This window comes from Blastococcus carthaginiensis (assembly GCF_030731085.1).
Taxonomy (GTDB): Bacteria; Actinomycetota; Actinomycetes; order Mycobacteriales; family Geodermatophilaceae; genus Blastococcus; species Blastococcus carthaginiensis.
In genome coordinates this window covers 78,341-105,066 of record NZ_JASNFN010000014.1, presented here as the reverse complement: position 1 = coordinate 105,066, position 26,726 = coordinate 78,341, and the positions used below count along the sequence as shown (strand labels likewise).

The following is a 26,726-nucleotide window of genomic DNA, read 5'->3' as shown; positions in this document are numbered from 1 at the left end:
ATACCGGGTGACGGCTGCAAGGGGGAGGCCATGACGCACAGGAGATCGATGACGTTGCTCGCGAGCGGGGCGCTGGTGGCCGCGGTCGTGACCGGCTGCGGCACCGAGGGGTCGACCCCGGCCGCCACCCCACCGCCGCCCCCGAGCACGACCACGACCGCACCCCCGAGCCCGGTAGCACCTCCGAGCCCGGCCCCGTCCCCGAGCGCGACCCTGCTCCAGGAGGAGCCTGTCGGGGACGTCGGGTCGGCAGCAGGTGCGCCGGCGACGGAGGAGGCACTCAGCCCCAAGGAGATCTTCGCGCAGAACGTGGACGCGACCGTCCAGGTCCTCGCTGCGGAGGGCAGCGGGAGCGGGTTCGTGATCGATGCCGCGGAAGGCATCGTCGTCTCCAACGCGCACGTCACCGGTGGAGTCGGCTCGCTCAGCGTGGTCACCTCTCGGGGCGACCGCATCCCGGCCCGGCGGCTGGGGGTCTCGCCGTGCGAGGACCTCGCGGTCCTCCAGATGAACACGGTTCCCCGAGACCTGACCGAGGTCACCATGGGTGACTCCACCTTGCTGCAGGCGCAGGACGAGGTCACGGCGATCGGCTTCCCCGCCAGTTTCGACGCCGCCCAGGCCGGCGACCGCACCGCGGTCCCGACCTCCGGGAACGTCCAGGTCCCGAGGTTGGACGCGGCGCCGCACTCCAGCCTCCCGCTCTACGTCGCCGCGATCCAGCACGACGCCGTCATCAATCCCGGCAACAGCGGCGGGCCGCTGTTCGACGACCGCGGTGAGGTCGTGGGAGTGAACTCCCTCGGCAACACCGAGCAGGGCGGGCGGATCATCCAGGGGCAGTACTACGCGATCTCGACGGAGCACGCCGTCCCCGTCATCGAGCAGTTGAGGCAGGGAGTGAGCTACGGCGACGTCGGTCTCACCGGGTTCGACCTGAGCACGCTGACGCCCGACGAGGCGGGGGCGATGTGGGCAGGCGGCGCGGACCACCCGGAGGCCTTCGCGAAGGCGGGCATCCCCGCACTCGTCGTCACCACGGTCGAGAGCGGCTCACCGGCGGAAGCGGCCGGCATCCTGGTCCGGGACGTCATCACGAGGATGGCCGGGCAGCCGGTGTCGTCCTTCGCCGAGGTGTGTGGCGTGCTCGCCTCCACCAATCCCGGCGACGCGATCGCGGTGGAAGGCTTCTTCATGGAACCCACCCAGACGGCTCAGGTCTACGACCCCTGGCGGGTCGAGTTGCGCGTGCCGGCCGGCCCCGCCGGGGACTGAGCACACCTGCCGTCTCCGTAGCACCTCGCGGAGCGCTCTGCCTCTGGTTCCCCGGGGAGCAGAGGCAGAGCGTCCGGGGGAGGGCCAGCCGAGCCCTGGTCCGTGTTCCGCGCGCGGTAGCGCTCTGCCCACCCGGGGTGGGCAGAGCGTGACTCACCCGGAGGACGAGTCGTCGGCCGGCACCCAGCGCGCGGGACGCTTCTCGCGGAACGCCGCGATGCCCTCCTGGCCCTCCTCGCCGGCGAAGAACCGCGCCGAGAGGTCGAGCAGCGGCTCGAAGGAGAGCGCGGGCTGGCGCGCCCGCAGCAGCCGCTTGGTCTCGGCCAGGGCGGCGGGTGCGCCCGCGGCCAGGGCGGTGAGCTGCCCGGCCAGCGCGGCGTCGAGGTCGTCGTCGGCGGCCACCAGGTCGACCAGCCCGCCGGCGGCGGCGGTCGCGGCGTCGAAGACCTCGCCGCTGAGCATCAGCCGGTGCGCCACGTGCGTCGTCATCCGGGGCAGGACGACGGCGGAGATCACCGCCGGCACCAGGCCCAGCCGCACCTCGGAAAAGGCGAAGGTGGCCGACGACGCCGCGACGACGACGTCGCAGGCGGCCAGCAGCCCCACGCCGCCGGCGCGCGCCGGCCCGCGCACGACCGCGACGACGGGCTTGGGCGCGGACCACAGCAGCTCCAGCAGCTCCGGGAACTCGCGCACCCCCTGGTCCTCCGAGGAACCGCCGGCGGCCTCGGACAGGTCCATGCCCGAGCAGAACACCCGGCCGGTGTGGTCGAGCACGACCACCCGCACCGCGTCGTCGGCGAGGGCATCGGTCAGCCCCGCGCGAAGCTGGGCGCGCATCGCCCGCGAGAGCGCGTTGCGGTTGGCGGGGGAGTCCAGCGTCAGGGTGGCGACGCCGCGCGAGAGGGACACCTGTAGCACTCGGTCGGAGGTCACGCCCGGCATCCTGCCGCGCCCGCGGGCCGGCGCGGCACACTGGGAGCAGATGAACACCGTCCTGCCGCTGCTGAACGACGCCGGCCCGCCGCCCGGCTCGCCCGGCCCCGACCGGCTCCCCGCCGGTGCCCGCGAGGGGCTCGCGACCACCCCGTTCGGCCTCTACGTGCACGTGCCGTTCTGCGCGACCCGCTGCGGCTACTGCGACTTCAATACCTACACCTCCGAGGAGCTCGGGCCCGGCGCCAACCGCAGCGAGTACGCCGGCACCTCGATCGCCGAGCTCGAGCGCGCCGCCCGCACTCTCGGCCCGGACCTCCCGACGGTCTCCACCGTGTTCGTCGGCGGGGGCACGCCCACCCTGCTGCCCGCGGACGACCTCGCCGCGGTGCTCGCCGCCGTCCGGGAGCTCTTCCACGTCGCCGACGACGTCGAGGTGACCACCGAGGCCAACCCGGAGACGGTGTCCCCGGCGTCGCTGGCCCGGCTGCGCGCGGGCGGCTTCACCCGCGTGAGCCTCGGCATGCAGTCGGCCGCACCGCACGTGCTCGCCGCCCTGGACCGGCGGCACACCCCCGGCCGCGCCGTCGAGGCCGCGCACGAGGCCCGTGCGGCGGGCTTCGAGCACGTCAACCTCGATCTGATCTACGGCACCCCGGGGGAGACCGACGCCGACTGGGCGGCCTCGCTCGACGCCGTCCTCGCCTCCCCGGTCGACCACGTCAGCGCCTACGCGCTCATCGTGGAGGAGGGCACCAAGCTCGCCCGCCGGGTCACGCGGGGCGAGCTCCCCATGCCCGACGACGACGTGCTCGCCGACCGCTACGAGCAGGCCGATTCGACCCTGCGCCGGGCCGGGTTCGAGTGGTACGAGGTGTCCAACTGGGCCACCTCCGAGGCGGCCCGCTGCCGGCACAACGAGCTGTACTGGGCCAACGCCAACTGGTGGGGGGTCGGGCCGGGCGCGCACAGCCACGTCGGTGGCGTGCGCTGGTGGAACGTCAAGCACCCCGCGGCCTACGCCGACCGGCTGGCCCGCGGCGAGAGCCCGGCGCAGGGCGCCGAGGTGCTCGACGACGCCGACCGGGCCCTGGAGGCGGTGATGCTCGGGCTGCGACTGCGGGACGGGCTGCCGCTGACCGCGCTCACCGCCACCGGGCGGGCCCGGGCCGCCGCGGCCGTCGCCGGCGGGCTGCTCGAGCCCGGGGCCCACGCCGCGGGCCGCGCCGTCCTCACCGACCGGGGCCGGCTGCTGGCCGACGCGGTGGTCCGCGACCTCACCGATTGAGGACCCCGTCCTCCTCATCCCTCGCGGGCTCGGGACGAGCCTCGGGGACCGGACCGGAGCCGGCTTCACCCGAAAGGGGGCGATTGCGGCACGCGATCGTCGGTTATGGTCCCCGTTCCGGCAACGGGGCCGGGTGGCACGGAGGGGGGCGTCGGTGTCCGCACCAGCAGCGCACCCCTCCGTGCACCCACCGTTCGCCCTGCCCGGCGGTGCGCGGCTCGCCCTCGCGATGAACCGCCGCGCCCGCGGCCTCCGCGGCCTCGACGTCCTCCGCCGCAGCCAGGACCGCGCCCCGCCGCGTCGCTCCTGACCCGCCCGACGGGTCACGACCCCCCGCCCCGACGCGCCACTGACCGGTGACCGCGTTCTCCCGCGTTCGCCCGAAGGAGATCTCCCGCATGTCCGCCAGCCTCGACAGCCCGACCGCCGCCTCCGCCGACCGCTTCCGCCGCCTGCTGGAGGAGCAGCGCGCCGAGGCCGTCCAGCAGCGCGAGGAGGCGCTCGCCGAGTGCGCCACCTCGGTGCCCGACCCGGTCGCCCAGCGCCGCAGCGCCGACCTGCAGCGCACCATCGAGGAGATCGACGCCGCGCTCGCCCGCATCGACGAGGGCAGCTACGGCCGCTGCACCGGGTGCGGCGCCGCCATCCCGGAGGAGCGGCTGGAGTTGCGCCCGTTCGCGCGCACCTGCGTCGCCTGCACCGCCGCGGCCTGAGCTGGGTCGCCGGCCGCACCTGACGGATGTCAGATGCGGCCGGCGACGTGCCGGCCAAATACCCCGGCCCGCCCGCGGGGGCGGGGCCCCCCCCGCCGGGCCCTGTGGGGGGGCGCGGGCCCCCCCTGCGGGTTGTCTGAGGCGGCCGCCCACGTCCGGCACTACTCCGCCGTCCCGCCGGCGGGGCAGGCTCGGCGCATGCCTCCCGCACCTGCCCTCGAGATCCGCGGGCTCACCGTCCGCTACGGCGACGCGGTCGCCGTCGACGACCTGGACCTCACCATCCCGCGCGGCCAGACCGTCGCCCTGCTCGGGCCCAACGGGGCCGGCAAGTCGACGACGGTGAACGCCGTCCTCGGCCTGCTGAACCCGGCGGCCGGGGACGTGCGCGTGCTCGACCGCAGCCCCCGCGACGCCGTCCGGGCCGGGAGCGTCGGCGCGATGCTGCAGCACGGCGGCCTGCCCAGCGAGACCCGGGTCGGCGAGGTGCTGCACCTGGTGCGGCGCAGCTTCGGGCGGGCCGGGGGAGACGGCACGTGGCCGCTCGCGGACCTGGTGGCCACCGCCGGCATCGACGGCCTGCTCGACCGGCCGGTGGACGCGCTCTCCGGCGGCCAGCGCCAGCGCGTCCTGCTGGCCCTGGCCCTCGTCGGCGCCCCGCCGCTGCTCCTCCTGGACGAGCCGACCTCCGCCATGGACGTCGAGGCGCGCCGGGCCTTCTGGACGACGATGCGCGGCCTGGCCGGCCGCGGGCACACCGTCGTCTTCGCCACCCACCACCTCGACGAGGCCGACGCGGTCGCCGACCGGGTGGTGGTCGTCGCCGGCGGCCGCGTCGTCGCCGACGGCACCGCGGCCGAGATCAAGGCCGGTGCCGGTGGGCGCACGGTCTCCTTCACGGCCGCGCCCGGGCGCCGGTTCGACGACGTCCCCGGGGTCACCGCGGTGGCCTGGCAGGGGAGCACCGTCCGGCTGGCGACCACCGACGCCGACGCCACCCTGCGCACCCTGCTCGCCGACGGCGGGCTTCCTGACCTGGAGGTGCGCGGCGCCTCCCTCGAGGACGCCGTCCTCTCCCTCCTCCCCGCCCGCCGGCAGACCACGATCGGAGCGATCCGGTGAACCCGCTCTTCGCCTTCCAGCTGCGTCGGGTGGCGCGCAACAAGCAGTTCGTCTTCTTCACCGTGCTGCTACCGGCGCTGTTCACGATCTTCCTCACGAAGATCATCGGCGGGCAGATGCCGGGGACGGCCGAGCGTCAGGAGGTCTCGGCGTCGATCATGGTCTCGATGATGGCGTACGGGGCCATCGGCGCGTCCCTGGGTGCGACCATCCGCATCTCGTTCGACCGCGCGTCCGGTTGGCTGCGCCAGCTCCGCGTCACGCCCGTGCCGCAGACGCAGGTCTTCGCCGTCGACGTCGTCGTCGGGGTGCTGCTGGCCCTGCCCAGCCTGCTGGTGGTCGCGCTCGTCGGCCGGTTCGTCAACGGCGTGCAGCTGCCCGCCGGCACCTGGCTGGCGCTGCTGGCGGTGCTGTGGGCCGGGTCGGCGGCGTTCGTGGCGCTGGGGCTGCTGGTCGGGCTGTCGCTGGACGAGAAGGCCGCCGGGGGCGCCATCGGCATCCTGGGTGTGGTGCTGGCCGCGCTGGGCGGGCTGTGGTGGCCGGTGGAGATGCTGCCGGAGGCCATGCGCGGGCTGGCGTACACGCTGCCCTCGTTCTGGTACGCCGAGCTGGGGCGCGGCGTGGCCGCCGGGGGGTGGCCGGCAGCGGGGGCGGTCCTGGCGATGGCCGGGTTCACGGCCGCCTTCGGGCTCATCGCGGTGTCCGTCGCACGGAGGCGGCCGCTGCACGCGGTCGCGGGCTGAGCCCGGCTACGGTGCCGCTCGTGGATCCCCGGAACCGCTGGCAGCGCCTGGGCTGGGCCGTGCCCTGGCTGCTGTTCCAGGTCTTCCCGGTCGCCGACCTCGTCAGCACGCCCCGGCCGGCGCTCGTGCAGGTGGTGGCGGCTGCGGGCCTGGTCGCCTTCACCGTCGTCTACCTCGGCATCTTCGGTCAGGTCTTCGGCGAGCGCCGCGACTGGCCGCGCGTGCAGCTGGCGGTCGTCGCCGTCCTCGGCGTCGGGCTCGCCGTCTGGCTGGGCCCCGCGTGGGCCGGGCTGATGATCTACGTCTCGGCCGCGGCCTCCGTGGGTCTGCCCCAGCGGTGGGTGTGGCCGGCGGTCGTGGGCGCGGCCGGCGTCTGCGCCGGGGTGCTGGCCGCCCACGGCGTCCTGGGCGAGGTCTTCATCCTGCCGGTGATGTGCGTGCTCACCGCGTTCGCGCTCCGCGGGATGCGGCAGCTGATCTCGGTGAACTCCGAGCTGGTGGAGGCCCGGGAGGAGCTGGCCCGCAACGCCGTGGCCGAGGAGCGGTTGCGCTTCGCCCGCGACCTGCACGACCTGCTCGGGCACAGCCTGTCGCTGATCGCGCTCAAGAGCGAGCTGGCCGGCCGGCTGGCCGAGCGCGACCCGGCCCGCGCCCGCCAGGAGATGGCCGACGTCGAGGCGGCGGCGCGGCGGGCCCTCGCCGAGGTGCGCGACGCGGTCAGCGGCTACCGCCAGGTGAGCCTCGCCCAGGCGCTGGCCGAGGGCCGCTCGGCGCTGTCGGCGGCCGGCATCTCGCTGCGGGCCCGGGCGCCGGGACGGCCGCTGCCCGGCCCGGTCGACGCGGTGCTCGGCTGGGTCGTGCGCGAGGCCACCACCAACGTGCTGCGGCACAGCGGGGCGCGGTCGGTCACGGTGACCCTCCGGGCCGGGGACGACGACGTCCGGCTGACCATCGCCGACGACGGCCGCGGTGGCGACGCCCCGGCCGGTACCGGGCTGTGCGGGCTGGCCGAGCGCGTCGCCGCGGTGGGCGGCCGGCTGGACCACGGGCAGGGCGAGGGCGCCGGCTTCCGGCTCACCGCGTCGGTGCCGCTGAGCAGCCCGGTCGAGGCCTCGCCGGTGGCGGCGCCGTGATCCGGGTGCTCATCGCCGAGGACCAGACGATGGTCCGCGGGGCGCTGCGTGCGCTGCTGGAGCTCGAGGACGACATCGAGGTGGTGGCCGAGGTGGGCCGGGGCGACGCCGTCGCGGCGGCGGCCGCCGAGCACCGCCCCGACGTCGCGCTGCTCGACATCGAGATGCCCGGCGCCGACGGGCTGACCGCCGCACGGGAGCTCGCGGCGGCGCTGCCGGCGTGCCGCGCCGTCATCCTCACCACCTTCGGCCGGCCGGGCTTCCTGCGCCGGGCCATGGAGGTCGGGGCCGCCGGGTTCCTGGTGAAGGACGCCCCCGTGAGCGAGCTCGCCCAGGGCATCCGGGCGGTCATGGCCGGGGAGCGGGTCATCGACCGCGACCTCGCCGCGGCGGCGCTGGCGATCGGGGCGACGCCGCTGTCGGCGCGGGAGGCCGACGTGCTGCGCGCCGCCGCGGACGGGGCGACCGTCGCCGACATCGCCGGCCGGCTGTTCCTGTCCGAGGGGACCGTGCGGAACTACCTGTCCTCGGCGATCGGCAAGACCGGCGCCCGCACACGCGTGGAGGCGGCCCGCGTCGCGGAGGAGAAGGGCTGGCTGTAGGAGGACCCCTTCGGTCCCCACGGCGCGCCGGTTCGACCCCGCGCGGTCCTTGCTGACCTCGACGACCTGCCGTCGACAGACCCGGGGCGGGCCCGCTGGGTCGGCGTGTTCGTGCGGTAGGGCAGCCTGTCCGCCCGGCATCATCAGCAGTGTGGCGATGGGGGACGGACCGCCGGCGGAGCGCCGCGGCGACGGGACGGAACCGGGCGCGCAGCCGGCGTCCCTACGCGTGATCCCCGGCGTGGCGCTGCTGGTGCTGGCGATCGCGATCGCCGTTGGCACGCTCGCGACGGCATGGGCGCCGTCGATCGGGGACGGGCGAAGCCAGGTCTGCCGCGACCGCGGAGTGCCCTACACCCCGCCCTACGAGAACTGGTACGCGGAGGCGGAGACCTCGTGGCTGCCACTGGGGATCTCCTGCACGTGGACCGCCCCGACCGCCGGCGACGTCGTCCGCCAGGAGCCGTCATGGACGCCCACGATCGTGGCCGGGGTCAGCCTCGGTCTCGGCTCGATGTGGATCACCACCGTGGGCCTCTCGCGTCTCGGGCGTGGTGCCGCATCTCGCAGGAGCCGTCCGACCGAGCAGTTGGCACGCTCGCACGGACGACGCTGATCCGCCGCCTCTGCAGCCCGGCGGCTCGGGTCAGCGACCCACGGCCTCGATGGTGACCTCGTGGTTTCCCAAGCGGGCCACCAGCGGCTTCGTCGGCGTGATCCCCGGCGGCAGCTCCACCACGGTGACGTGCCCGCTCATGTCCGCGGAGCAGACGCCACGGTCGGGGAACAGTTGCCCCAGGCGGATCTCGATCTCCTGGCCGCCGACCACCTCGATTCCGAGCGGACCGGTGGGACAGCTCGAACTGCCGTAGGTGACCACCCCGAGGTACTGACCGTCGTTCACCCACGCGACCGAGGGCTGGAAGGCCGACTCGAGAGGGGACCTCCCACCGGAGTCAGGTGCCGGCGCGGGGGAAGGCGTGTACGACAGCTCGAACGGAACGTCCCCATCGACGTCGGGAGCCGGCGTGATCCGTGGCGCAGGGGACGGCGCGGGGAGCACCTGCACCCGTGGACCGGGGGCCGGCGTGAGCACGAACTCCCGCGCCTCGGATGTGTTCCCGCCGAGGCTGAACTCCGCGACGTAGGACAGGGGGGCGGTCCCACCGCCGCCGGCCCCGCATGCAGCGAACGCAGGCATTGCGGCCAGCAGCGCCGCCACCGGCAGCAGGGGCCACGCCGGCCGGGGTCCGTCCACAGCTCGCATCGTGCGGCCCAGCGACCCCGCCGTCCAGCAGCGCCACCCAGGCGTGGCGCAGGTGCAGGGCGGCCACCGCTCGTAGGCTCGCGGCGGGACCCTGCGAAGGGGTCGAACGGCGTCATCCGCCGGGTCGACCCGGGCGGGACGGCGCCCGGGTCAGCGGCCGCGCGGGCCGGGGACCGGGGGCTGCGCGGGCAGGGAGGCGGTGCTCGGGCCCTCGGGCGCCTGCACCGGGGTGAGCGCGTCGAGGTCGAGGACCCGCACGTGGATGACGTTGCGCTGCTGCAGCGCTGCGCGCAGCGCCCGGTGCAGCCCGTCCTCCAGGTACAGCTCCCCCTGCCACTGCACCGCGTGCGGGAAGAGGTCGCCGTAGAAGGTGGAGTCGTCGGCGAGCAGCGCGTCGAGGGCCAGCTCCCGCTTGGTGGTGGTCAGCGTGTCCAGCCGGACCTGCCGGGGCGGGATCATCGCCCAATCACGGGTGGACAGCCCGTGGTCGGGATAGGGGCGCCCGTTCCGCACGCCTTTGAAGATCAGGGGACCGACCTCCGCTCTCCGCCCCGGCCAGGGGCACCGACCGCCACCACCCTAGCCGCCGCGGGCAGCCGCCGTCGTCGCGCGCGGGCGGGCAGCGAGCCACGCGACGGCGGGCGCGGGCGGACGTATGCTGGCCTGGCACTCTGTCCGTGCGAGTGCCAGGCCGGGCGTGTCCCGGGGCCGGCGGCGGCCCCGCACCCGGGGGTGCGGCACGGCACGTCGACCGGTACGGGGAGGTGTCACCGTGGCGCACGACGAACGCCGCCTGGAGGTCCTCCGGGCCATCGTCCAGGACTTCGTCTCCACCAACGACCCGGTGGGCAGCAAGGCTCTCGCCGAGCGGCACGACCTCGGGGTCTCCCCGGCGACCATCCGCAACGACATGGCGGTGCTGGAGGAGCAGGGCTACATCGCCCAGCCGCACACCAGCGCCGGCCGGGTGCCCACCGACAAGGGCTACCGGCTCTTCGTCGACCGGCTCTCGGCGGTCAAGCCGCTGTCGTCCGCGGAGCGCCGGGCGATCGAGCGCTTCCTCGACGGCGCCGTCGACCTGCACGACGTGCTCGGCCGCACCGTGCGGCTGCTGGCGCAGCTCACCCGCCAGGTGGCCGTCGTCCAGTACCCGACGCTGTCCCGCAGCGCCGTCCGCCACCTCGAGGTGGTGCAGGTGGCGGTCGGCCGGCTGCTGCTGGTCCTGATCACCGACACCGGTCGGGTGGAGCAGCGGGTCGTCGACTGCCCGCCCGACGTCGACGCCGCCGCCGTCCCCGAGCTGCGCGCCCTGCTGAACTCCGCCTTCGCCGGGGTGAAGCTCGGCGAGGCCGGCGACAAGGTGCCCGGCCTGCTGGAGACCGCGCCGTCGCACCTGCGGGGGCTGGTCGCCGCCGTCAGCGCCACCCTGGTCGAGACCCTCGTCGAGCCCAGCGAGGACCGGCTGGTCATCGGCGGGACGGCGAACCTCGCCCGCGGCAGCGGCACCGACTTCTCCGGCACGCTCCGGCCGCTGCTGGAGGCCCTCGAGGAGCAGGTCGTCGTCCTGCGCCTGATGAGCGAGGTCGACGCCGGCACCGTGCTGGTGCGCATCGGCGAGGAGAACGCCCACGTGGCGCTGACGGGGGCCTCGCTGGTCACCGTCGGGTACGGCTCGGGCGACCGCGCGCTCGGCGGCCTCGGCGTCGTCGGGCCGACGCGCATGGACTACCCAGGAAACATGGCCGCGGTGCGAGCCGTGGCCCGCTACGTCGGCCACCTGCTGGCCGAGAGCTGAGGACGAGACTCTTCGATGGCGACCGACTACTACGGCGTGCTGGGCCTGGCCCAGGGCGCGACCGACCAGGACATCAAGCGCGCCTACCGGCGGCTGGCCCGGGACCTGCACCCCGACGTCAACCCGGATCCGGAGGCCAAGGAGCGCTTCCAGGAGGTCACCCGCGCCTACGAGGCGCTGACCGACCCGGAGAAGCGCCGGATCGTGGACCTGGGCGGTGACCCGTTCGACGCGGGGTCCGGGGGCGCCGGCGGGTTCGGCGGGCCCGGGTTCGGCGGGCTGGGCGACATCATGGACGCCTTCTTCGGCGGCGCGACGACCCGCGGGCCGCGCAGCCGCACCCGGGCCGGTCGCGACGCGCTGATCCCGGTGGAGCTGGAGCTCGACGAGAGCGTCTTCGGCACCACCAAGGACATCACCGTCGACACCGCCGTCCTCTGCGACGCCTGCACCGGCGCCGGTACCGCACCGGGCACCCACCCGGCGACCTGCGGGACCTGCTCCGGCCGCGGCGAGGTGCAGAGCGTGCAGCGCGGCTTCCTCGGCCAGGTGGTCTCCAGCCGCACCTGCCCGACCTGCATGGGCACCGGCCAGGTCATCCCGCAGCCCTGCCCGAAGTGCGGCGGCGACGGCCGGGTGCGGGCCCGCCGGACCCTCTCGGTCAAGGTGCCGGCCGGCGTGGAGGACGGGATGCGGATCCGGCTCACCGGCCAGGGCGAGGTCGGCCCCGGCGGCGGGCCGGCCGGCGACCTCTACGTGGAGGTGCACGAGCGCCCGCACGAGGTGTTCACCCGCGACGGCGAGGACCTGCACTGCCGGGTCACCCTCCCGATGACGACCGCGGCTCTGGGCACCACGCTGAACCTCAAGACGCTCGACGGCGAGGAAGAGCTCGACATCCGCCCGGGCACCCAGTCGGGCAGCGTGCTCACCCTGCGCGCGCACGGTGCGCCGCGGCTGCGGGCCACCGGGCGCGGGGACATGCTCGTGCACGTCGAGGTGCAGACGCCGACGCGGCTCGACGCCGAGCAGGAGAAGCTGCTGCGCGAGCTCGCCGCGCTGCGGGGCGAGGACCAGCCCGGCGCCGACCGCGAGGCGCAGGGCGGCCTGTTCTCCCGGGTCCGCGACGCGTTCCACGGGCGCTGACCCGGTGAGCGAGGCCCCCGAGCTCGACGGCGCCCCGCTGTTCCTGCTCGACGAGCTGCCCGACGTCCCGGAGCTGCTCGTCGCGGGCCAGGAGGGGCGGCACGCCGTCGACGTGCTGCGGCTGCAGGCCGGCGAGCGGGTGCACGTCGGGGACGGCGCGGGGACCGTCGCGGAGGGCGAGGTCGTCGCCGCCGGGCCGGAGGGCCTGCGGGTCGCCGTGCGCGACCGCTTCGAGGTGCCCGCGCCCGACCCGGAGTTCGTGCTCGTGCAGGCGCTGCCCAAGGGCGACCGGGGTCCGCTGGCGGTCGACCTGGCCACCGAGCTCGGCGTCGACCGGATCGTGCCGTGGCAGGCCGCCCGCTGCGTGACCCGCTGGCGCGACGACCGGGTCGAGAAGGGCGTCGCCAAGTGGCGGGCCGCTGCCCGGGCGGCGAGCAAGCAGTCCCGACGCCCGCGGCTGCCCGAGGTCACCGCGCCGATGAGCACGCGCGAGGTCGCCGGCATGCTCGCCGAGGCCGACCTCGCCGTCGTCCTGCACGAGCAGGCCCGGCGTCCGCTGGCCGGGCTGGCGGTGCCGGCGTCCGGGACGGTGGTGCTCGTCGTCGGCCCCGAGGGCGGGCTCTCCGACGGCGAGGTCGTCGCCTTCCGCGCGGCCGGGGCGGAGCCGGTGCGGCTGGGCCCCGAGGTGCTGCGGACCTCCACGGCGGGTGCCGCCGCGCTCGCCGCCCTGTCGGCGGGCACCCGCTGGAGCTGACCGCCCGCGTCGATGATCAGGTTCCCTGATCGTCGAGTGTCCTCCCTCGTGGTGCGCGGTGGGGGAGGACGCCCGGCGGTGAGGGAGGACGGCGCCGCGGGGGTCAGCGCAGCGCGGCGCGGGCGCGGGCACCCACCAGGTCGACGACCACGGTCAGCAGCACGATGGCGATCAGCACCGTGGTGACCGCCGGCCAGTCGAACGAGGACGTCGCCGCCGACAGCAGCACGCCGATCCCGCCGGCGCCGAGCAGGCCGACGAAGACGGTGTCCCGCACGACCACCTCCCAGCGGTAGAGCGCCAGCGCGAGCACCGGCCCGGCCAGCGCCGGCACGCTGCCGTACAGCCCCGCGCCCACCGGTGACGCCCCCGACGCCCGCAGCGCCTCCCCGGGGCGCCGGTCGGCCTCCTCCACCGCCTCGCCGACCAGCCGCCCCAGCACGCCCAGCGTGTAGACGCCGAGGGCCAGCGCCCCGGGCAGCACGCCGGGGAGGAGCACGAAAAGCAGCACCAGCGCCCACACCGGCGGCGGGACGGCGCGCAGCAGCAGCAGGCCGAGGCGGGTGAGCACCCCGAGCGCGCGGCGCCCCGGACCGGCCGGGAACCGCGGGCGGGCCGCCAGTCCGGCCAGCGCCACCGCCCCCGCGGTCGCGAACGCCACCGCCAGCACCGACATCCGCACCGTCTCCACCGACGCCGACCACACCGCCGCCAGCAGGTCGCCGTCGGTCGCCGGGGGCCAGGCGGCCGAGGCGACGTAGGCGACCTGCTCGCGGGTGCGGGCGGAGACCAGTGCCGCGGGGGAGAGCGCCAGGTACCCGACCGCCCAGCCGGCCAGCGCCAGGACCGCGAGCACGGCGCCGGTGAGGAGGGGGTCGCGTCGCGACCCGGGCCGCGGCGCGGCGACGCGGCGGCGCACGGCCCGGCCGGCGACGTCGGCCAGCAGGCACAGCAGCGCCAGCGCGTAGACCGTCGTCCAGACCTGCTCCCAGCGCAGCGAGGTGAACGAGAGGGCCAGCTGGTAACCCAACCCGCCGGCGCCGATCAGGCCGAGGACGACGGCCGACCGCACCGCGCACTCCAGCCGGTAGAACGAGTAGGAGAGCAGCCCGCCGGCGGCCGGGGGGAGCAGGCCGTACAGGGTCGCCGTCCCGCGTCCGGCCCCCGCGGCGAGCAGCGCCCGGTACCCGCCGCGCGGCACCTCGTCGAGCAGGTCGGCGAAGACCTTGGCGGTGATCGCGCCGTAGGGCACGGCGATGGCCAGCACCCCCACCCACGGGTCCAGGCCGAGCACGTTCACCAGCAGCAGGCCCCACACCGCCTCGTGCAGGCCGCGGGGCAGCGCCAGCCCGCCGCGGGTGAGCAGCCAGCCGCTGCGCCGCCGCCCCCAGGTCGTGCGCGACGCCGGGATCGCACCCAGCGCCCCGATCAGCACGGCGAGCCCGGCGCCCAGCACCGCGTACGCGACGGTCACCAGCGTGGAGCCCGCCACCACGCGGAGGAACTCCGCGCCCAGCTCCGGCCGGACGGCGGCGGCGAGGAACCGGCCCACCTGTCCAGTGCCGGCCGGGTTGAGCACCGGCCCGGAGAGCAGCCCGCTGCCGGCCAGCGCCCAGCCGAGCAGGGCGAGGCCGCCGAGCCCCCAGGCCCACCGCCGCCGGTCGCGGCGCAGGCGCGGAGCCGGCGGTGCCGTCGGCTGCAGGACAGCGGTCACCGGCGCACCCCGTAGAACCCCTCCAGCGCCGCCACCGTGAGGGTGCGGGCGGGGGCGTCGAGCACCACCCGGCCGGCCGCCAGGCCGACGACGCGGTCGCAGTGCCGCAGCGCCAGGGCGGGGTCGTGCAGGCAGGCGAGCAGCGCGCCGCCGCGCCCGGCCGCCAGCTCGCCGAGCAGCCCGAGCGCCTGGTCGGCCAGCGCCGGGTCCAGCGCCGACGCCGGCTCGTCGGCGAGCACCAGCTCGGGCCGCTGCACAAGCAGCCGGGCCAGCGCCACCCGCTGCCGCTGACCCCCGGAGAGCCGGTCGGTGCGCTCGTACGCCCGGTCGGCGAGCCCCACGCGGCTCAGCGCGGCCAGCACGTCGTCGGTGCCCTGGGGGTGGACCAGCGACCACGCGGCCCGGGCGGCCGACCAGGCGCCCAGCCGCCCGGCGTTCACGTTGTGCACCACCCGCAGCTGCCCGGCGAGCTCCAGGTGCTGGTGCACCGTGCCGGTGCGTGCCCGCAGCCGGCGCAGCTCCCGCCCGCGCAGGGCCGCCGGGTCCTGCCCGAGCACGCGCACCGAGCCGGCCGTCGGCGGCACCGCGCCGTTGAGCACCCCGAGCAGCGTCGACTTGCCCGCACCCGAGGCGCCGACGACGGCGACGCGCTCGCCCGCGGCCACCGCGAGGTCCACCCCGGCGAGGGCGGGCGTGCCGCCGAAGCGGACCTCGATGCCGGTGAGCCGCACGACCTCGCTCAGCTGACCAGCCCCAGGTCGCGGCCGATCTCCTCGATCTGCCGGTAGTTCGCCGCCTCGGTCGGGAGGAAGGAGCCCGCGCCGAAGAGCTCGAGCACCGCCGCGTCGTCCGGATCGCCGGCGGACAGCCCGGTGAACCAGCCGGTGAGCCGGCCGCCCAGGTCGCCGCCGAAGCGCTCGACGGCGCCGGGGCCGAGCAGCCAGTGGTAGTCGTGGTACGCGGGGGTGCGGGCGTAGGCGACCACCGCCGGGTCCACCTCGCCGCTCTCCGTCCGGGACCGCCACACCTGCTCGTTGAGCACCCCGGCCTGGTACGTGCCGGAGGCGACGAGGGCGATCGTCGCGTCGTGCGAGCCGGAGAACCCGGGCCCGCCGGGGAAGCCCTCGGGATCGACGCCGGCCTCGCGCAGGTAGTAGGCGGGCATGAGCCGGCCGGAGGTGGAGGTCTCGCTGCCGTAGGTGAACCGGAGGTCCGCCAGCGAGGCGAGGTCGTCGGCCGGCGCGAGCCCGGTGGCGGTGTTGACGACGAAGACCGAGTGGAACTCCTCGTCGATGTCGCGCTGGGCGATCGGGACGGCGCCGCGGGTCTGCAGCCGGGCCTGGACTCCGGTCAGCCCGCCGAACCAGACGAGGTCCAGGTCGCCGGTGCGGAAGAGCGAGACGGCGGCGGCGTAGTCGGTCACCGGCCGGTACTCGACGTCGAGGTCGAGGTCCGCGGCGAGGGAGCCGGCCACGGTGCCGAAGAGCCGCTGCAGGACCTCGGGGTCCTGGTCGGGGATCGCGCCGATGCGCAGCGGCCCGGGGTCGCCCGGTGCGGCGGCGGAGCCGGTGCCGCAGCCGGTGAGCGCGGCGGCGAGGAGGGCGCCCGTGCCGGTGAGCAGGGTGCGGCGGGAGAAGGTGGGGACGGGGTCGGAACCGGGGACGAGGCCACCCGACCGGGCGGCGCGAGCGGGACGCACTACGTCCTCGCCGGGGGGAGGGGGACGGGCACGGCGGACCTCCGGGAGCGGGGGAAAGGGGCGACCCATCCTGCACCCGGCGTCGTCGGCCCGGCGCTCCGTGCCGTCGACGCGCACCCCGCCGATTTCCGGACGGTCACGTTCTGGGCACGCTTGCCACGCCCCTGCCGAAGGCGCGGCGCAGGGTGCCTACTGTGACTCCCGTAACCAGCCGACCGGCTCCGGTCGGCCCACGACGCCCGGGCGCCTCGGACCGGCCCGTCCGCCAGTGACGCGTGGCCGCCTCGTCGCGGCCGGCGCGGTCGTCGTGCTCGACAAGGGAGAGACATGCGCACCAAGCTCCACACCGTCGCCGTGGCCGGCGCCGCGGCCCTCCTCCTCGCCTCCTGCGGCTCCGGTGAGTCCGGTGGCGGGGACTCCGCCGCCTCGGGCGCGCTCACCGGCGAGGGCAGCGGGGAGTCCTGCACCATCGAGGGCGAGGTGCCCCTCGGCGCGGTGCTCAGCCTCACCGGCGCCGCGGCCAGCTACGGCGAGTCGCAGCAGCGCGGCCTGGAGCTCGCCGCCGCGGAGCTGGCCGAGCAGGGCGGCGTCACCTACGACCTCACGATCGAGGACGACCAGACCGACCCCCGCCAGGCGATCACGCTCTTCGACGAGTTCGTCAACGACGGCGTGAGCCTGATCATCGGGCCCACCCTGTCCAACGCCGCCGTCCAGGCCGACCCGATCGCCCAGGATGCCGGCGTCCCGGTGCTGGGCATCTCCAACACCGCCGCGGGCGTCACCGAGATCGGCGACTACATCTTCCGCGACTCGCTCACCGAGCAGGCGGTGATCCCGCAGACGATCGCCCAGGCGACCGAGCAGTTCGGGCTCGAGAACGTGGTCGTCATGTACAGCAACGACGACGCCTTCACCGAGTCCGGCTACGAGGCGTTCGCCGCCGCGCTGGAGGAGGAGGGCGTGGAGATCAGCGAGACGATCACCTTCTCCAAGTCCGACACCGACTTCCGCGCCCTGCTGACCCAGGCCCAGGAGAGCGACCCCGACGCGCTGGTGGTCTCGGCGCTGATCGAGGCGGCGGTGCCGCTGGTGACCCAGGCCCGCGAGCTCGGCATCGACGTGCCGATCATCGGCGGCAACGGGTTCAACAACCCGACGCTGATGGCCGACGCCGGTGAGGCGGCCGAGGGCGTCGTCGTCGGCGCCGCCTGGAACTCCTCCTCCGACAACCCGGAGAACCAGGCGTTCCTCGAGGCCTACGAGGCCGAGTACGGCGCCCAGCCCGACCAGTTCGCCGCCCAGGCCTACACCGGGCTGAAGCTGGTCGACCAGGCCGTGCGCGCCAACTGCTCGGCCGAGCGGGACAGCATCCAGGAGGCGCTGGGGCAGATCGAGGACGTGCCCACCGTCCTCGGCGAGTTCTCCATCGACGAGAACCGCGACGCCGACCACCCGGCCGTCGTCCAGGTCGTCGAGAACGGCGAGTTCACCGTCCTGGAGTGACCCGCTCCGCGGGGCTGGCTGACCGGCCGGCGCCGCGCTGCGACCCCGCCGGGGGGGCGGGGGGGGGGGCCCGGGCCCCCCCCCCCCCGGGGGGGCCCGGCCCCGGGCCCCCGGCCCCCCGGCCGTGCGTCGGCTACCGTGCCCGGGCACCCACGACGAGAACAGGCAACGCTGTGCAGCAGCTCCTCAACGGCATCTTCATCGGCTCGATCTACGCGTTGTTCGCCATCGGGTTCACGCTGGTCTTCGGCATCCTCGACCGGCTGAACCTCGCGCACCCCGCGGTCTTCGCCGCCTCCGCCTTCGTCGGCATCGAGCTCGTCGAGCGGGGCGGGCTGTCCCTCTGGGCCGCGCTGCCGATCGTGTTCGTCTTCGGCGCCGTCGTCGGCCTGGTCATCGAGCGGGTGGCGTTCCGGCCGCTCAAGAACCGGGCCGACGCCCACTTCGCCGGGCTGATCTCCTCGATCGCGCTCGCGGGCATGCTCATCGCGCTGCTGCAGTGGCGCTACGGCCCGGACACCCGCCGCTTCCCGCCGGGCTCCTTCCCCGACACCCGGTTCGAGGTGTTCGGCGCCCAGGTGACCCTCGTGCAGGTGGTCATCCTGGTGGTCTCCCTCGCCCTGATGGTGGGTCTGACCTACATGGTCACCCGGACACGGCTGGGCCGGGGGATGCGCGCGGTCGCGGAGAACCCGACCGCGGCGCGGGTGCTCGGCGTGAACGTCGACCGGGTCACCGCGGTCACCTTCGCGATCTCCTCGGCGCTCGGCGCGGTCGCCGGCGTGCTGTTCGCGATCAACGTGAACACCGCCCAGCTGGGCATGGGCGCGGCGATCGAGCTCAAGGGCCTGGCGGTCATCATCGTCGGCGGCATGGGATCGCTGCCCGGTGCGCTCATCGGCGGGCTGCTGCTGGGCCTGGCCGAGGTGTTCGCCGTCCAGTACATCGGCTCGTCGTGGGTGAACGTCATCGCCTTCGGCCTGCTGTTCGTGATCCTGCTGCTGCGCCCGCAGGGGCTGCTCGGCGCGCGGAAGGTCCGGGAGGTCTGATGCTGGACCAGTACGCCACCACGCTCACCTTCATCGCGCTGGGCGCGATCTTCGCCTACTCCTTCTACGCCGTCCTGATCGCCGGGCAGCTCAGCCTCGGCCAGGCCGGCTTCGCCTCCCTGGCGGCGTTCTCCGGGGCCTACCTGGCACCCAGCGGGGCCGACGTCGGCGACGTCCCCGCCCTGCTGATCGCCGTGGCGATCGGCATGTCGGTCGGCGCGCTCGGCGCCGTCGTCCTCGGCCTGCCGACCATGCACCTGCGCGGGGTCTTCCTGGCCATCGCGACCCTCGGCTTCGCCGAGGCGGTCCGCGTGGTGCTGCTCAACCAGGAGTGGACCGGCGGCGCCCAGGGTCTGGGGGTCTCCCGGATCCTCACCGTCGGCATGGCCTGGACCGCGCTCGCGCTGGTGGCCTACTGGTTCTGGCGGATGGGCCGTTCGCGGTACGGCCGCGCGCTGGAGGCGATCCGCGAGGACGAGCTGGCCGCCCGCTCGATGGGCATCGACGTGGGGCGCCACCGGCTCGCCGCGTTCATCACCGCCGGCGCGGTCGCCGGGCTCTACGGCGTCCTCTACGCCTACTACGTCCGGCTCATCGCGCCCAACGACTTCGACTTCGTCGCGGCCGTCGAGGGGCTGGTCACCGCGGTCGTGGGCGGCTCCACGATGTTCCTGGGGCCGCTGCTGGGCAGCGGGTTCCAGACGATCGTCCCGGAGATCCAGCGGGCGGTCGGCGTGGAGGCCGGCTGGATCCGGCCGTTCCTCGCCAGCCTGCTCCTGCTGGTCGTCATCCTCTTCCTGCCCGGAGGGCTCGCGAGCCTGATCCCGCGCCGGACCCGCATGCCCTCCGGTGACGACGACACCACCGCCGGCCTCGCCGGTCGACGCCACCCGGCGGCGGGCGACCCGGTCGTCACGCTCGCGGGCCTGGGCAAGGAGTACGGCGGTGTGCACGCCGTCCGCGGCGTGGACCTGGAGATCCGCGCCGGCGAGGTGGTCGGCCTGATCGGCCCCAACGGCGCCGGCAAGACCACGCTGGTCAACATGATCAGCGGCCTGGTCCCGCCCAGCTCGGGCAGCGCGACGGTGCTCGGGACGGCGATCGGCAGCACGCCGGTGCACCGCATCGCGGCGGCCGGGGTGAGCCGCACGTTCCAGCACTCGAAGCTGTTCAACCGGCTGTCTGCGCTGGAGAACGTGCTGGTCGGGGCCCACCTGGTCAGCCGGCCCACCTTCCTGCGGCGGATGATCTGGCTGCCGTCCGCGCGGCGGGACGAGCGGGCGGCGCTGCGGCAGGCGGCCCGCTGCCTGGAGCGCGTCGGGCTGAGCGAGCTCGCCGGCAACCGGGCGGAGTCGCTGTCCTACGGCGACCAGCGCCGGCTCGAGATCGCCCGCGCGCTGGCCTCCGATCCCTCGCTGCTGATCCTGGACGAGCCGGCCGCGGGGATGAACCACGTCGAGGCGGCCCGGCTCTCGGAGCTGATCAGGTCGCTGGCGCGGGACGGGCTCACCATCCTGTTCATCGAGCACAACGTCGGCATGGTGCTGCAGACCTGCACCCGCGTCGTCGTCCTCAACTTCGGCGAGGTCATCGCCAGCGGTGCCCCGGACCAGGTCGCCGCCGACCCGGCGGTCATCGAGGCCTACCTCGGGTCGGCCGAGGACGACGCGGACGAGGGCCCCCTCGCCGGGGACGCCCGCTCCGGCGCCACCGCGGCCGGGGCCGGCGACGCGCCCCCGGACGCCGTCGCGAACGTGCGGCCCGGCGCCGCCGGCACCCTGGACACGCCCGACACCTCGAGGGATGCGACATGAGCGACCCGATCCTCACCGTGGAGGGCCTGCGGGTGACCTACGGCCGGGTCGAGGCGGTGCGGGACGTCTCCTTCCGGGCCGAGCAGGGCTCGCTGGTGACGCTGGTCGGGGCGAACGGCGCGGGGAAGTCCTCGGTCATCAACGCCGTCTCCGGGATGCTGCGGCCGGCCGGCGGCCGGATCACCTTCGAGGGCCAGGACGTCACCCGGACCCCCGCCCACAAGCTGGTGGGCCGCGGGCTGGTGCAGGTGCCCGAGGGGCGGCAGATCCTCGCCACGCTCACCATCGAGGAGAACCTCCAGATGGGCGCGTGGCACTCGGGCACCGGCGGCGCGGGCCGCGTCGACGCGATGTACGACCGGTTCCCGGTGCTCGCCGAGCGGCGGGCGCTGCCGGCGGGGGCGCTCTCCGGCGGGGAGCAGCAGATGCTCGCCATCGCCCGCGCCCTGGTCGCCGGGCCGACGGTGATGCTCATGGACGAGCCGTCGATGGGGCTGGCGCCCAAGATCGTCGACGAGGTGTTCCGCGTCATCGAGGAGATCCGCGCGTCGGGCACCACGGTGGTGCTGGTGGAGCAGAACGCCCGCCGGGCGCTGCGCGCAGCCGACCACGGGTACGTGCTGCAGAGCGGCGAGGTGGTGCACTCCGGCCCGGCGGCCGACCTGCTCGCCGACGAGCGCATCGTGCAGGCCTACCTGGGGGTCGAGAGCGGCACCTGACGGCCGGCTCCGGCTAGGGTCGGCAGGGTGACCGACTGCCTGTTCTGCCGCATGGTCGCCGGTGAGATCCCCGCCGACGTCGTCCACGAGACCGACCGGGTGCTCGCCTTCCGCGACATCAACCCCCAGGCGCCGACGCACGTGCTGGTGATCCCGAAGGAGCACCACCGCAACGTCGGTGCGCTGGCGGCCGCGGACCCGGGGCTGCTCGGCGAGGTCGTGTCCGGGGCGCACGCGGTGGCGGTCGGCGAGGGCCTCGTCGCCGGCGACGGCAACGAGCCGGGCTACCGCGTCGTCACCAACACCGGGCCGCAGGCCGGCCAGTCGGTGGACCACCTCCACCTGCACGTGCTCGGCGGCCGCGACCTCGGCTGGCCGCCCGGCTGATCGACGGGGTCGTGCTGCCCGGCGCGCTGCGGCTTGAGAAGGTGGGCGCATGACCGACGCCGCAGCCCCCCTCCGGATCGAGCGGGACGGCGACGTCGCCGTCGTCGTGCTGGACAACCCGCCGCTGAACCTCTTCGACGCCGCGACGTTCGACGCGATGGAAGCGGTGGCCGCCGAGCTGGTGCAGCTCACCGAGCCGGCCAGGGCCGACCGCGCCCGCGCGGTGCTCGTCGAGGCGCGCGGCAAGGTCGTCTCCGGCGGGGTGGACGTCACGTACTTCCGCGACATCGCCGAGGGGCCGGAGCCGGCCCAGCGCGGCGCCGAGCTGTGGGCCCGGCTGCTGCGCGTGGCCAACGCCTTCGAGGACCTCCCGGTGCCCACCGTCTTCGCCGCGCACGGGCTCTGCCTCACCGCCGCCTTCGAGCTGGCGCTGTCCTGCGACATCCTGCTGGCCGCCGAGAGGGCCTCCTTCGGCCTCGTGGAGATCGTCGTCGGCCTCACCCCCTCGATGGGCGGGCCCCAGCGGCTGGCCGAGCGGGCCGGCCCCGCCCGCGCCAAGGAGCTGATCTACACCGGCGAGCGCTACCCGGCCGCCGTCCTGGAGCGGTGGAACGTGGTGAACCGGGTGCTCCCCGACGAGGGCTTCGCCGAGGCGGCGCGGGAGTACGCGCGCCGGGTCGCGGCCGGGCCCACCGTGGCGCACGCGGCCACCAAGCGGCTGGCGACCGTCGCCGTCCGCGAGGGCGCCCGCGCGGCCGACGCGCTGGTTCCGGAGATCTCCGGGCCGCTCTTCGCCACCGACGACCTCCGCGGCGCCGTCGCCTCCTTCCTCGCGGACGGGCCGGGCAAGGCCACCTACACCGGGCGCTGACCCCTTCGGGCGACGCGGGTTCCGGGGAGCCCCGCGCGGGTAGAGTCGAGCGGGTCACCAGTGCGGATCCCCGCACTTCGCCGTCGCAGGAAGGCAGGGTCGAGGGTTCTTGCCCGACACCTCCCCGAACGTCCCCGTGCCAGGAGCGCCCACGTCGCGTGAGGCCTCGGCGCAGGCCGCCGCGGCGGACGGCACGCTCGCCGGTCCGCCCACCCCGTCCACCGCCCCCGTCCGGGCGACGATCACCGTGCCCGACGGGGTCTCGATGGTCGCCCTCCTCGGCTCGGGCGACGAGCTGCTCCGGCTCGTGGAGGGTGAGCTCGACGCCGACGTCCACGTGCGCGGCAACGAGATCGCCGTCACCGGGCAGCCGGCCGACAACGCCTTCGCCGTCCGCGTCTTCGACGAGCTGATCGCCCTGCTGGGCACCGGCCAGGTGCTGCGGCCGGACTCGGTGCGCCGGGTCATCGGCATGCTCAAGGCCGGGGGCGCCGAGCGCCCGGCCGACGTGCTGAGCCTGGACATCATCAGCCGCCGCGGCCGCACGATCCGGCCCAAGACGCTGAACCAGAAGCGCTACGTCGACGCCATCGACCAGCACACCGTCGTCTTCGGCATCGGCCCGGCCGGTACCGGCAAGACCTACCTGGCCATGGCCAAGGCGGTGCAGGCGCTGACCACCAAGCAGGTCAACCGCATCATCCTGACCCGGCCGGCCGTCGAGGCGGGGGAGCGGCTGGGCTACCTGCCCGGCACCCTCTCGGAGAAGATCGACCCGTACCTGCGGCCGCTCTACGACGCGCTGCACGACATGGTCGACCCCGAGTCGATTCCGCGATTGATGCAGTCGGGCACCATCGAGGTCGCGCCGCTGGCCTACATGCGGGGCCGTGCGCAGCCGTACGACGCGAAGGTGCTCACTCCCAACGGCTTCATGCCGATCGGCACGTTGCAGGTGGGTGACCTGGTGATCGGCTCCGACGGGACCCCGACCCCGGTCTTGGGCGTGTACCCGCAAGGGCGCAAGCAGGTGTACCGCGTCACCACCCAGGACGGCGGCTCGACGCTCGCGTGCGGCGAGCACCTCTGGACGGTGCGGACACCGGACGACCGACGTCGCGGGACGTCGCGCACCCTGGAGACCCAGGAGATGATCGGCCGGCTGCGGTGGTCGCACGCGCACCGGTACGAGCTGCCCGTGGTGCAGCCGGTCCAGCTCGAGCCCGAAGAGGTGCCGCTGGATCCGTACGCCCTGGGCCTGCTCCTCGGCGACGGGTGCCTGACCACCACGACGACCCCCGCCTTCGCGACCGCCGATCCTGAGCTCGCCGTCGCCCTGGAGGCTGCTCTCGACCGCATCGAGGTCCGCCACAAGGGCGGGTACGACTACACCCTGCGGCACCTCGATGGTGGGCGCGGCGGGCTGCGGATCGCGAACCCCGTGACCGAGACGATCCGCGAGCTCGGCCTCGCCGGATCTCGGTCGGCGACCAAGTTCGTGCCCGAGGTCTACCTGCACAACTCGGAAGACGTCCGGCTCGCGGTCCTCCAGGGTGTCCTCGACACCGACGGCGGCCCCGTCTCGCAGCGCGGGCGGACCTGCCGCGTCCAGTACTCCACCACCTCGACGCGGCTGCGCGACGACGTGACGTTCCTCGTCCGCTCTCTGGGCGGCGTCGTCTACTCACGCGTCCGGGCGGCCGAAGGCCGCCGGCCCGGGCGGGCGCTGGGCCGGGACGTCCCCTACAGGACCGATGCCCACGTGCTCGACATCCGCCTGCCCGAGGGCGTGCAGCCCTTCCGCCTCGAGCGGAAGCGGCAGGCCTACGACGCGGCGGGCGGCGGTCGGCCGATGCGCTTCATCGAGAGCATCGAGCCGGTGGGCGAGATGGAGACGATGTGCATCCAGGTGGGCGCGCAGGACTCGCTGTACGTGACCGACGACTTCCTCGTCACCCACAACACCCTCAACGACGCGTTCGTCATTCTTGACGAGGCGCAGAACACCACGGCCGAGCAGATGAAGATGTTCCTCACCCGGCTCGGTTTCGGCTCGAAGATCGTGGTCACCGGTGACGTCACGCAGGTCGACCTGCCCGGAGGCGCGCAGAGCGGGCTGAAGATCGTCCGCGAGATCCTCGACGGCATCGAGGACGTGCACTTCGCCAACCTGACCAGCGGGGACGTCGTCCGCCACCGGCTGGTCGGCGACATCGTCGACGCCTACGAGCGCTGGGACGCCACCCGCCAGGCGCCCACCACCCGATCGGCCGCCGGTGCGCCGGCCCGTACCGCCCGGCCACGCCGGCAGGGGAGCTGACCACCGTGCCCGTCGAGGTGTCCAACGAGTCCGAGATCGCGGTGGACGAGGCCGAGCTGGCCGGCGTCTGCCGCTTCGTGCTCGGCGAGATGAAGATCAACCCGATGGCCGAGCTGTCCGTGCTCTGCGTCGACCCCGACTACATGAGCAGCCTGCACGAGCGGTGGATGGGCGAGAAGGGCCCGACCGACGTGCTGGCCTTCCCCATGGACGAGTTCGACAGCGGCCGGCCCGACGACCCCGAGCCCGGGCCCGCCCTGCTCGGCGACATCGTGCTCTGCCCCGCCGTCGCCGTCCGGCAGGCCCGCGCCGCCGGGCACTCGATGGACGACGAGCTGGTGCTGCTGGCCACCCACGGCATCCTCCACCTGCTGGGCTACGACCACATGGAGCCCGCGGAGGAGAAGGAGATGTTCGGCCTCCAGGGCAAGCTGATCGACGCCTGGCGGGCCGCTCCGCGCGAGCCGGTGACCGGTGCACCGGTGGTCAAGGAGACCGGTCCCCGATGACTACCGGCGCGATCACGAGCCTGGTGGTCGCCATCTGCCTCATCCCCCTCGCCGGCCTGTTCGGCGCGATGGAAGCGGCCCTCCAGCGGGTCTCGAAGGCGCGCGTGGAGGAGCTGCGCCGCGACGGCGTGAAGCGGGCCGCGGGTCTGGAGGAGGTCGTCGCCGAGCGGGCGCGGCACGTCGCGCTGCTCCTGCTGCTGCGCATCCTCTGCGAGATGGTCGCCGCGGTGATCGTCGCGCTGCTCTTCTTCGACCTGTGGGACAGCACCCTGCAGGCGGTGCTGGCGGCGGCGGGGGTCATGACCGTGGTCAGCTACGTGCTGGTCGGCGTCGGCCCGCGCACCCTGGGCCGCCAGCACGCGTACGGCACGGCGCTGGCCACGGCGGGGATCATCCGGCTGCTGGGCCGGGTGCTCGGACCGGTGGCGAGCCTGCTCATCCTCGTCGGCAACGCGATCACCCCCGGCCGCGGCTTCCGCGACGGCCCCTTCTCCTCCGAGGTCGAGCTGCGCGAGCTGGTCGACATGGCCGAGGAGCGCGGCGTCGTCGAGTCCGGCGAGCGCAACATGATCCACTCGGTGTTCGAGCTGGGCGACACGATCGCCCGCGAGGTCATGGTCCCGCGCACCGACGTCGTGTGGATCGAGCGCGGCAAGACGGTGCGGCAGGCGCTGGCCCTGGCGCTGCGCAGCGGTTTCAGCCGGATCCCGGTGATCGGTGAGAACGTGGACGACGTCGTCGGCGTCGTCTACCTCAAGGACCTGGTCCGCCGCTCGCAGAACGCCCAGGACCGCGGCGGGCCCAAGGTCGAGGAGCTGATGCGCCCGCCGACGTTCGTCCCGGAGTCCAAGCCGGTCGACGAGCTGCTGCGGGACATGCAGGCGCAGCGCATCCACATCGCGATCGTGGTCGACGAGTACGGCGGGTTCGCCGGCCTGGTGACCATCGAGGACATCCTCGAGGAGATCGTCGGCGAGATCGCCGACGAGCACGATAGGTTCCAGCGCCCGGAGATCGAGCAGCTCGAGGACGGCTCGGTGCGGGTCATCGCCCGGCTCCCCGTGCAGGACCTCGCCCAGCTCTTCCCCGGGGTGGAGCTGCCCGAGGACGACGACGTCGAGACCGTCGGCGGCCTGCTCGCCCGCGAACTGGGGCGGGTGCCGATCGAGGGCGCGGCGGCCGAGGTCGCCGGTCTGCGCCTGGTCGCCGAGAGCACCGGCGGGCGGCGCAACCGGATCGACACCATGCTGGTGTGCCGGCTGCCGGAGCCGTCGGAGGACGGCGACGAGGGCGCCGACGGGCCGCACGCGTCGGGGGCCACCCGCGCGGAGCAGCCCGCCGGCGTGGTGGAAGGCTGACGCCCC

Annotated in this window: 27 protein-coding genes; 21 read left to right on the top strand and 6 right to left on the bottom strand. The window is 74.9% G+C overall.

Going from position 1 to position 26,726, the window contains the following annotated elements; genetic code table 11:
• Nucleotides 1–48: 48 nt before the first annotated feature.
• Nucleotides 49–1,275 (top strand): S1C family serine protease, encoded by a 1,227-nt coding sequence (locus QOZ88_RS13665; RefSeq protein ID WP_306000300.1) that lies wholly within the window; start codon nt 49–51, stop codon nt 1,273–1,275.
• A 153-nt stretch (nt 1,276–1,428) separates the two neighbouring features.
• Here the strand turns inward: QOZ88_RS13665 and QOZ88_RS13660 are convergent, their stop codons facing one another.
• Nucleotides 1,429–2,211 (bottom strand): enoyl-CoA hydratase-related protein, encoded by a 783-nt coding sequence (locus QOZ88_RS13660; protein ID WP_306000299.1) that lies wholly within the window; start codon nt 2,209–2,211, stop codon nt 1,429–1,431.
• A 49-nt stretch (nt 2,212–2,260) separates the two neighbouring features.
• Here QOZ88_RS13660 and hemW point away from each other — a divergent pair, with 49 nt between their 5' ends.
• From hemW to QOZ88_RS13620, 8 genes are all read left to right on the top strand, one after another.
• Nucleotides 2,261–3,499, top strand: a complete 1,239-nt coding sequence (hemW, locus tag QOZ88_RS13655; RefSeq protein WP_306000298.1) for a radical SAM family heme chaperone HemW — start codon at nt 2,261–2,263, stop codon at nt 3,497–3,499.
• Between the two features lie 154 nt (nt 3,500–3,653).
• On the top strand, nt 3,654–3,809 hold the full coding sequence (locus tag QOZ88_RS13650; RefSeq protein WP_306000297.1) for a hypothetical protein: 156 nt from the start codon (nt 3,654–3,656) through the stop codon (nt 3,807–3,809).
• A gap of 88 nt (nt 3,810–3,897) precedes the next feature.
• Nucleotides 3,898–4,212 (top strand): TraR/DksA family transcriptional regulator, encoded by a 315-nt coding sequence (locus QOZ88_RS13645; protein WP_306000296.1) that lies wholly within the window; start codon nt 3,898–3,900, stop codon nt 4,210–4,212.
• A gap of 198 nt (nt 4,213–4,410) precedes the next feature.
• Nucleotides 4,411–5,334, top strand: coding sequence for an ABC transporter ATP-binding protein (locus QOZ88_RS13640; RefSeq protein WP_306000295.1), 924 nt, complete (start codon nt 4,411–4,413; stop codon nt 5,332–5,334).
• The gene (locus QOZ88_RS13635; protein ID WP_306000294.1) at nt 5,331–6,077 is read left to right on the top strand and encodes an ABC transporter permease; all 747 of its coding nucleotides are present in this window, start codon (nt 5,331–5,333) and stop codon (nt 6,075–6,077) included. The genes QOZ88_RS13640 and QOZ88_RS13635 overlap by 4 nt, the downstream gene beginning before the upstream one ends.
• 20 nt (nt 6,078–6,097) lie before the next feature.
• Nucleotides 6,098–7,210, top strand: coding sequence for a sensor histidine kinase (locus QOZ88_RS13630; protein WP_306000293.1), 1,113 nt, complete (start codon nt 6,098–6,100; stop codon nt 7,208–7,210).
• Complete coding sequence (locus QOZ88_RS13625) at nt 7,207–7,812, top strand: response regulator transcription factor (protein ID WP_091932992.1); 606 nt, start codon at nt 7,207–7,209, stop codon at nt 7,810–7,812. Before QOZ88_RS13630 ends, QOZ88_RS13625 begins: the two co-directional genes overlap by 4 nt.
• A 151-nt stretch (nt 7,813–7,963) precedes the next feature.
• Nucleotides 7,964–8,428, top strand: a complete 465-nt coding sequence (locus QOZ88_RS13620) for a hypothetical protein (RefSeq protein WP_306000292.1) — start codon at nt 7,964–7,966, stop codon at nt 8,426–8,428.
• Nucleotides 8,429–8,458: 30 nt separating this feature from the next.
• Here QOZ88_RS13620 and QOZ88_RS13615 read toward each other — a convergent pair whose 3' ends face one another.
• Together QOZ88_RS13615 and QOZ88_RS13610 are read right to left on the bottom strand one after the other, a co-directional pair.
• Nucleotides 8,459–8,716, bottom strand: a complete 258-nt coding sequence (locus QOZ88_RS13615; protein ID WP_306000291.1) for a hypothetical protein — start codon at nt 8,714–8,716, stop codon at nt 8,459–8,461.
• A gap of 513 nt (nt 8,717–9,229) precedes the next feature.
• Nucleotides 9,230–9,604 carry a type II toxin-antitoxin system VapB family antitoxin gene (locus tag QOZ88_RS13610; protein ID WP_454970901.1) on the bottom strand — a complete coding sequence of 125 codons (375 nt, stop codon included), beginning with the start codon at nt 9,602–9,604 and terminating at the stop codon, nt 9,230–9,232.
• 247 nt (nt 9,605–9,851) lie between these two features.
• Here QOZ88_RS13610 and hrcA point away from each other — a divergent pair, with 247 nt between their 5' ends.
• Genes hrcA through QOZ88_RS13595 form a run of 3 tightly spaced genes read left to right on the top strand, consistent with a single transcriptional unit; the run spans nt 9,852 to nt 12,774 of the window.
• Nucleotides 9,852–10,874 (top strand): heat-inducible transcriptional repressor HrcA, encoded by a 1,023-nt coding sequence (gene hrcA, locus QOZ88_RS13605; RefSeq protein ID WP_306000290.1) that lies wholly within the window; start codon nt 9,852–9,854, stop codon nt 10,872–10,874.
• Nucleotides 10,875–10,889: 15 nt separating this feature from the next.
• Complete coding sequence (gene dnaJ / locus QOZ88_RS13600) at nt 10,890–12,020, top strand: molecular chaperone DnaJ (RefSeq protein WP_306000289.1); 1,131 nt, start codon at nt 10,890–10,892, stop codon at nt 12,018–12,020.
• Nucleotides 12,021–12,024: 4 nt separating this feature from the next.
• The gene (locus QOZ88_RS13595) at nt 12,025–12,774 is read left to right on the top strand and encodes a 16S rRNA (uracil(1498)-N(3))-methyltransferase (protein ID WP_306000288.1); all 750 of its coding nucleotides are present in this window, start codon (nt 12,025–12,027) and stop codon (nt 12,772–12,774) included.
• Nucleotides 12,775–12,877: 103 nt separating this feature from the next.
• Here QOZ88_RS13595 and QOZ88_RS13590 read toward each other — a convergent pair whose 3' ends face one another.
• Genes QOZ88_RS13590 through QOZ88_RS13580 form a run of 3 tightly spaced genes read right to left on the bottom strand, consistent with a single transcriptional unit; the run spans nt 12,878 to nt 16,187 of the window.
• On the bottom strand, nt 12,878–14,488 hold the full coding sequence (locus QOZ88_RS13590) for a PhnE/PtxC family ABC transporter permease (protein ID WP_306000287.1): 1,611 nt from the start codon (nt 14,486–14,488) through the stop codon (nt 12,878–12,880).
• Nucleotides 14,485–15,219: a phosphonate ABC transporter ATP-binding protein gene (locus QOZ88_RS13585; RefSeq protein WP_306000286.1), complete on the bottom strand. Its 735-nt coding sequence runs from the start codon at nt 15,217–15,219 to the stop codon at nt 14,485–14,487. Before QOZ88_RS13585 ends, QOZ88_RS13590 begins: the two co-directional genes overlap by 4 nt.
• Nucleotides 15,220–15,227: 8 nt before the next feature.
• Complete coding sequence (locus tag QOZ88_RS13580; protein ID WP_306000285.1) at nt 15,228–16,187, bottom strand: putative selenate ABC transporter substrate-binding protein; 960 nt, start codon at nt 16,185–16,187, stop codon at nt 15,228–15,230.
• Nucleotides 16,188–16,514: 327 nt separating this feature from the next.
• Here QOZ88_RS13580 and QOZ88_RS13575 point away from each other — a divergent pair, with 327 nt between their 5' ends.
• The 9 genes from QOZ88_RS13575 to QOZ88_RS13530 all read left to right on the top strand — a co-directional run bounded on the left by QOZ88_RS13575 (nt 16,515) and on the right by QOZ88_RS13530 (nt 26,720).
• Nucleotides 16,515–17,693 (top strand): ABC transporter substrate-binding protein, encoded by a 1,179-nt coding sequence (locus QOZ88_RS13575; RefSeq protein ID WP_306000284.1) that lies wholly within the window; start codon nt 16,515–16,517, stop codon nt 17,691–17,693.
• A 173-nt stretch (nt 17,694–17,866) separates the two neighbouring features.
• Nucleotides 17,867–18,742, top strand: coding sequence for a branched-chain amino acid ABC transporter permease (locus tag QOZ88_RS13570; RefSeq protein WP_091932966.1), 876 nt, complete (start codon nt 17,867–17,869; stop codon nt 18,740–18,742).
• A complete protein-coding gene (locus tag QOZ88_RS13565) occupies nt 18,742–20,556 on the top strand; it encodes a branched-chain amino acid ABC transporter ATP-binding protein/permease (protein WP_306000283.1) in 1,815 nt (604 codons plus the stop codon). Before QOZ88_RS13570 ends, QOZ88_RS13565 begins: the two co-directional genes overlap by 1 nt.
• A complete protein-coding gene (locus QOZ88_RS13560; protein ID WP_306000282.1) occupies nt 20,553–21,275 on the top strand; it encodes an ABC transporter ATP-binding protein in 723 nt (240 codons plus the stop codon). Before QOZ88_RS13565 ends, QOZ88_RS13560 begins: the two co-directional genes overlap by 4 nt.
• Before the next feature lie 27 nt (nt 21,276–21,302).
• Complete coding sequence (locus QOZ88_RS13555; RefSeq protein WP_306000281.1) at nt 21,303–21,662, top strand: histidine triad nucleotide-binding protein; 360 nt, start codon at nt 21,303–21,305, stop codon at nt 21,660–21,662.
• A 49-nt stretch (nt 21,663–21,711) separates the two neighbouring features.
• Complete coding sequence (locus QOZ88_RS13550; RefSeq protein WP_306000280.1) at nt 21,712–22,533, top strand: enoyl-CoA hydratase/isomerase family protein; 822 nt, start codon at nt 21,712–21,714, stop codon at nt 22,531–22,533.
• A gap of 109 nt (nt 22,534–22,642) precedes the next feature.
• On the top strand, nt 22,643–24,853 hold the full coding sequence (locus QOZ88_RS23260) for a PhoH family protein (RefSeq protein WP_454970875.1): 2,211 nt from the start codon (nt 22,643–22,645) through the stop codon (nt 24,851–24,853).
• 5 nt (nt 24,854–24,858) lie between these two features.
• Complete coding sequence (ybeY, locus tag QOZ88_RS13535; RefSeq protein ID WP_306000279.1) at nt 24,859–25,362, top strand: rRNA maturation RNase YbeY; 504 nt, start codon at nt 24,859–24,861, stop codon at nt 25,360–25,362.
• Nucleotides 25,359–26,720, top strand: a complete 1,362-nt coding sequence (locus QOZ88_RS13530) for a hemolysin family protein (RefSeq protein ID WP_306000278.1) — start codon at nt 25,359–25,361, stop codon at nt 26,718–26,720. The genes ybeY and QOZ88_RS13530 overlap by 4 nt, the downstream gene beginning before the upstream one ends.
• Nucleotides 26,721–26,726 lie beyond the last annotated feature (6 nt).

What these genes read in the sequence shown, in the direction of transcription:
- QOZ88_RS13665 (WP_306000300.1), top strand. Translation starts at nt 49, where the DNA reads ATGACGTTGCTCGCGAGCGGGGCGCTGGTGGCCGCGGTCGTGACCGGC.
- hemW (WP_306000298.1), top strand. Translation starts at nt 2,261, where the DNA reads ATGAACACCGTCCTGCCGCTGCTGAACGACGCCGGCCCGCCGCCCGGC.
- QOZ88_RS13645 (WP_306000296.1), top strand. Translation starts at nt 3,898, where the DNA reads ATGTCCGCCAGCCTCGACAGCCCGACCGCCGCCTCCGCCGACCGCTTC.
- QOZ88_RS13640 (WP_306000295.1), top strand. Translation starts at nt 4,411, where the DNA reads ATGCCTCCCGCACCTGCCCTCGAGATCCGCGGGCTCACCGTCCGCTAC.
- dnaJ (WP_306000289.1), top strand. Translation starts at nt 10,890, where the DNA reads ATGGCGACCGACTACTACGGCGTGCTGGGCCTGGCCCAGGGCGCGACC.
- QOZ88_RS13575 (WP_306000284.1), top strand. Translation starts at nt 16,515, where the DNA reads ATGCGCACCAAGCTCCACACCGTCGCCGTGGCCGGCGCCGCGGCCCTC.
- QOZ88_RS13565 (WP_306000283.1), top strand. Translation starts at nt 18,742, where the DNA reads ATGCTGGACCAGTACGCCACCACGCTCACCTTCATCGCGCTGGGCGCG.
- QOZ88_RS13560 (WP_306000282.1), top strand. Translation starts at nt 20,553, where the DNA reads ATGAGCGACCCGATCCTCACCGTGGAGGGCCTGCGGGTGACCTACGGC.
- QOZ88_RS13550 (WP_306000280.1), top strand. Translation starts at nt 21,712, where the DNA reads ATGACCGACGCCGCAGCCCCCCTCCGGATCGAGCGGGACGGCGACGTC.
- QOZ88_RS13530 (WP_306000278.1), top strand. Translation starts at nt 25,359, where the DNA reads ATGACTACCGGCGCGATCACGAGCCTGGTGGTCGCCATCTGCCTCATC.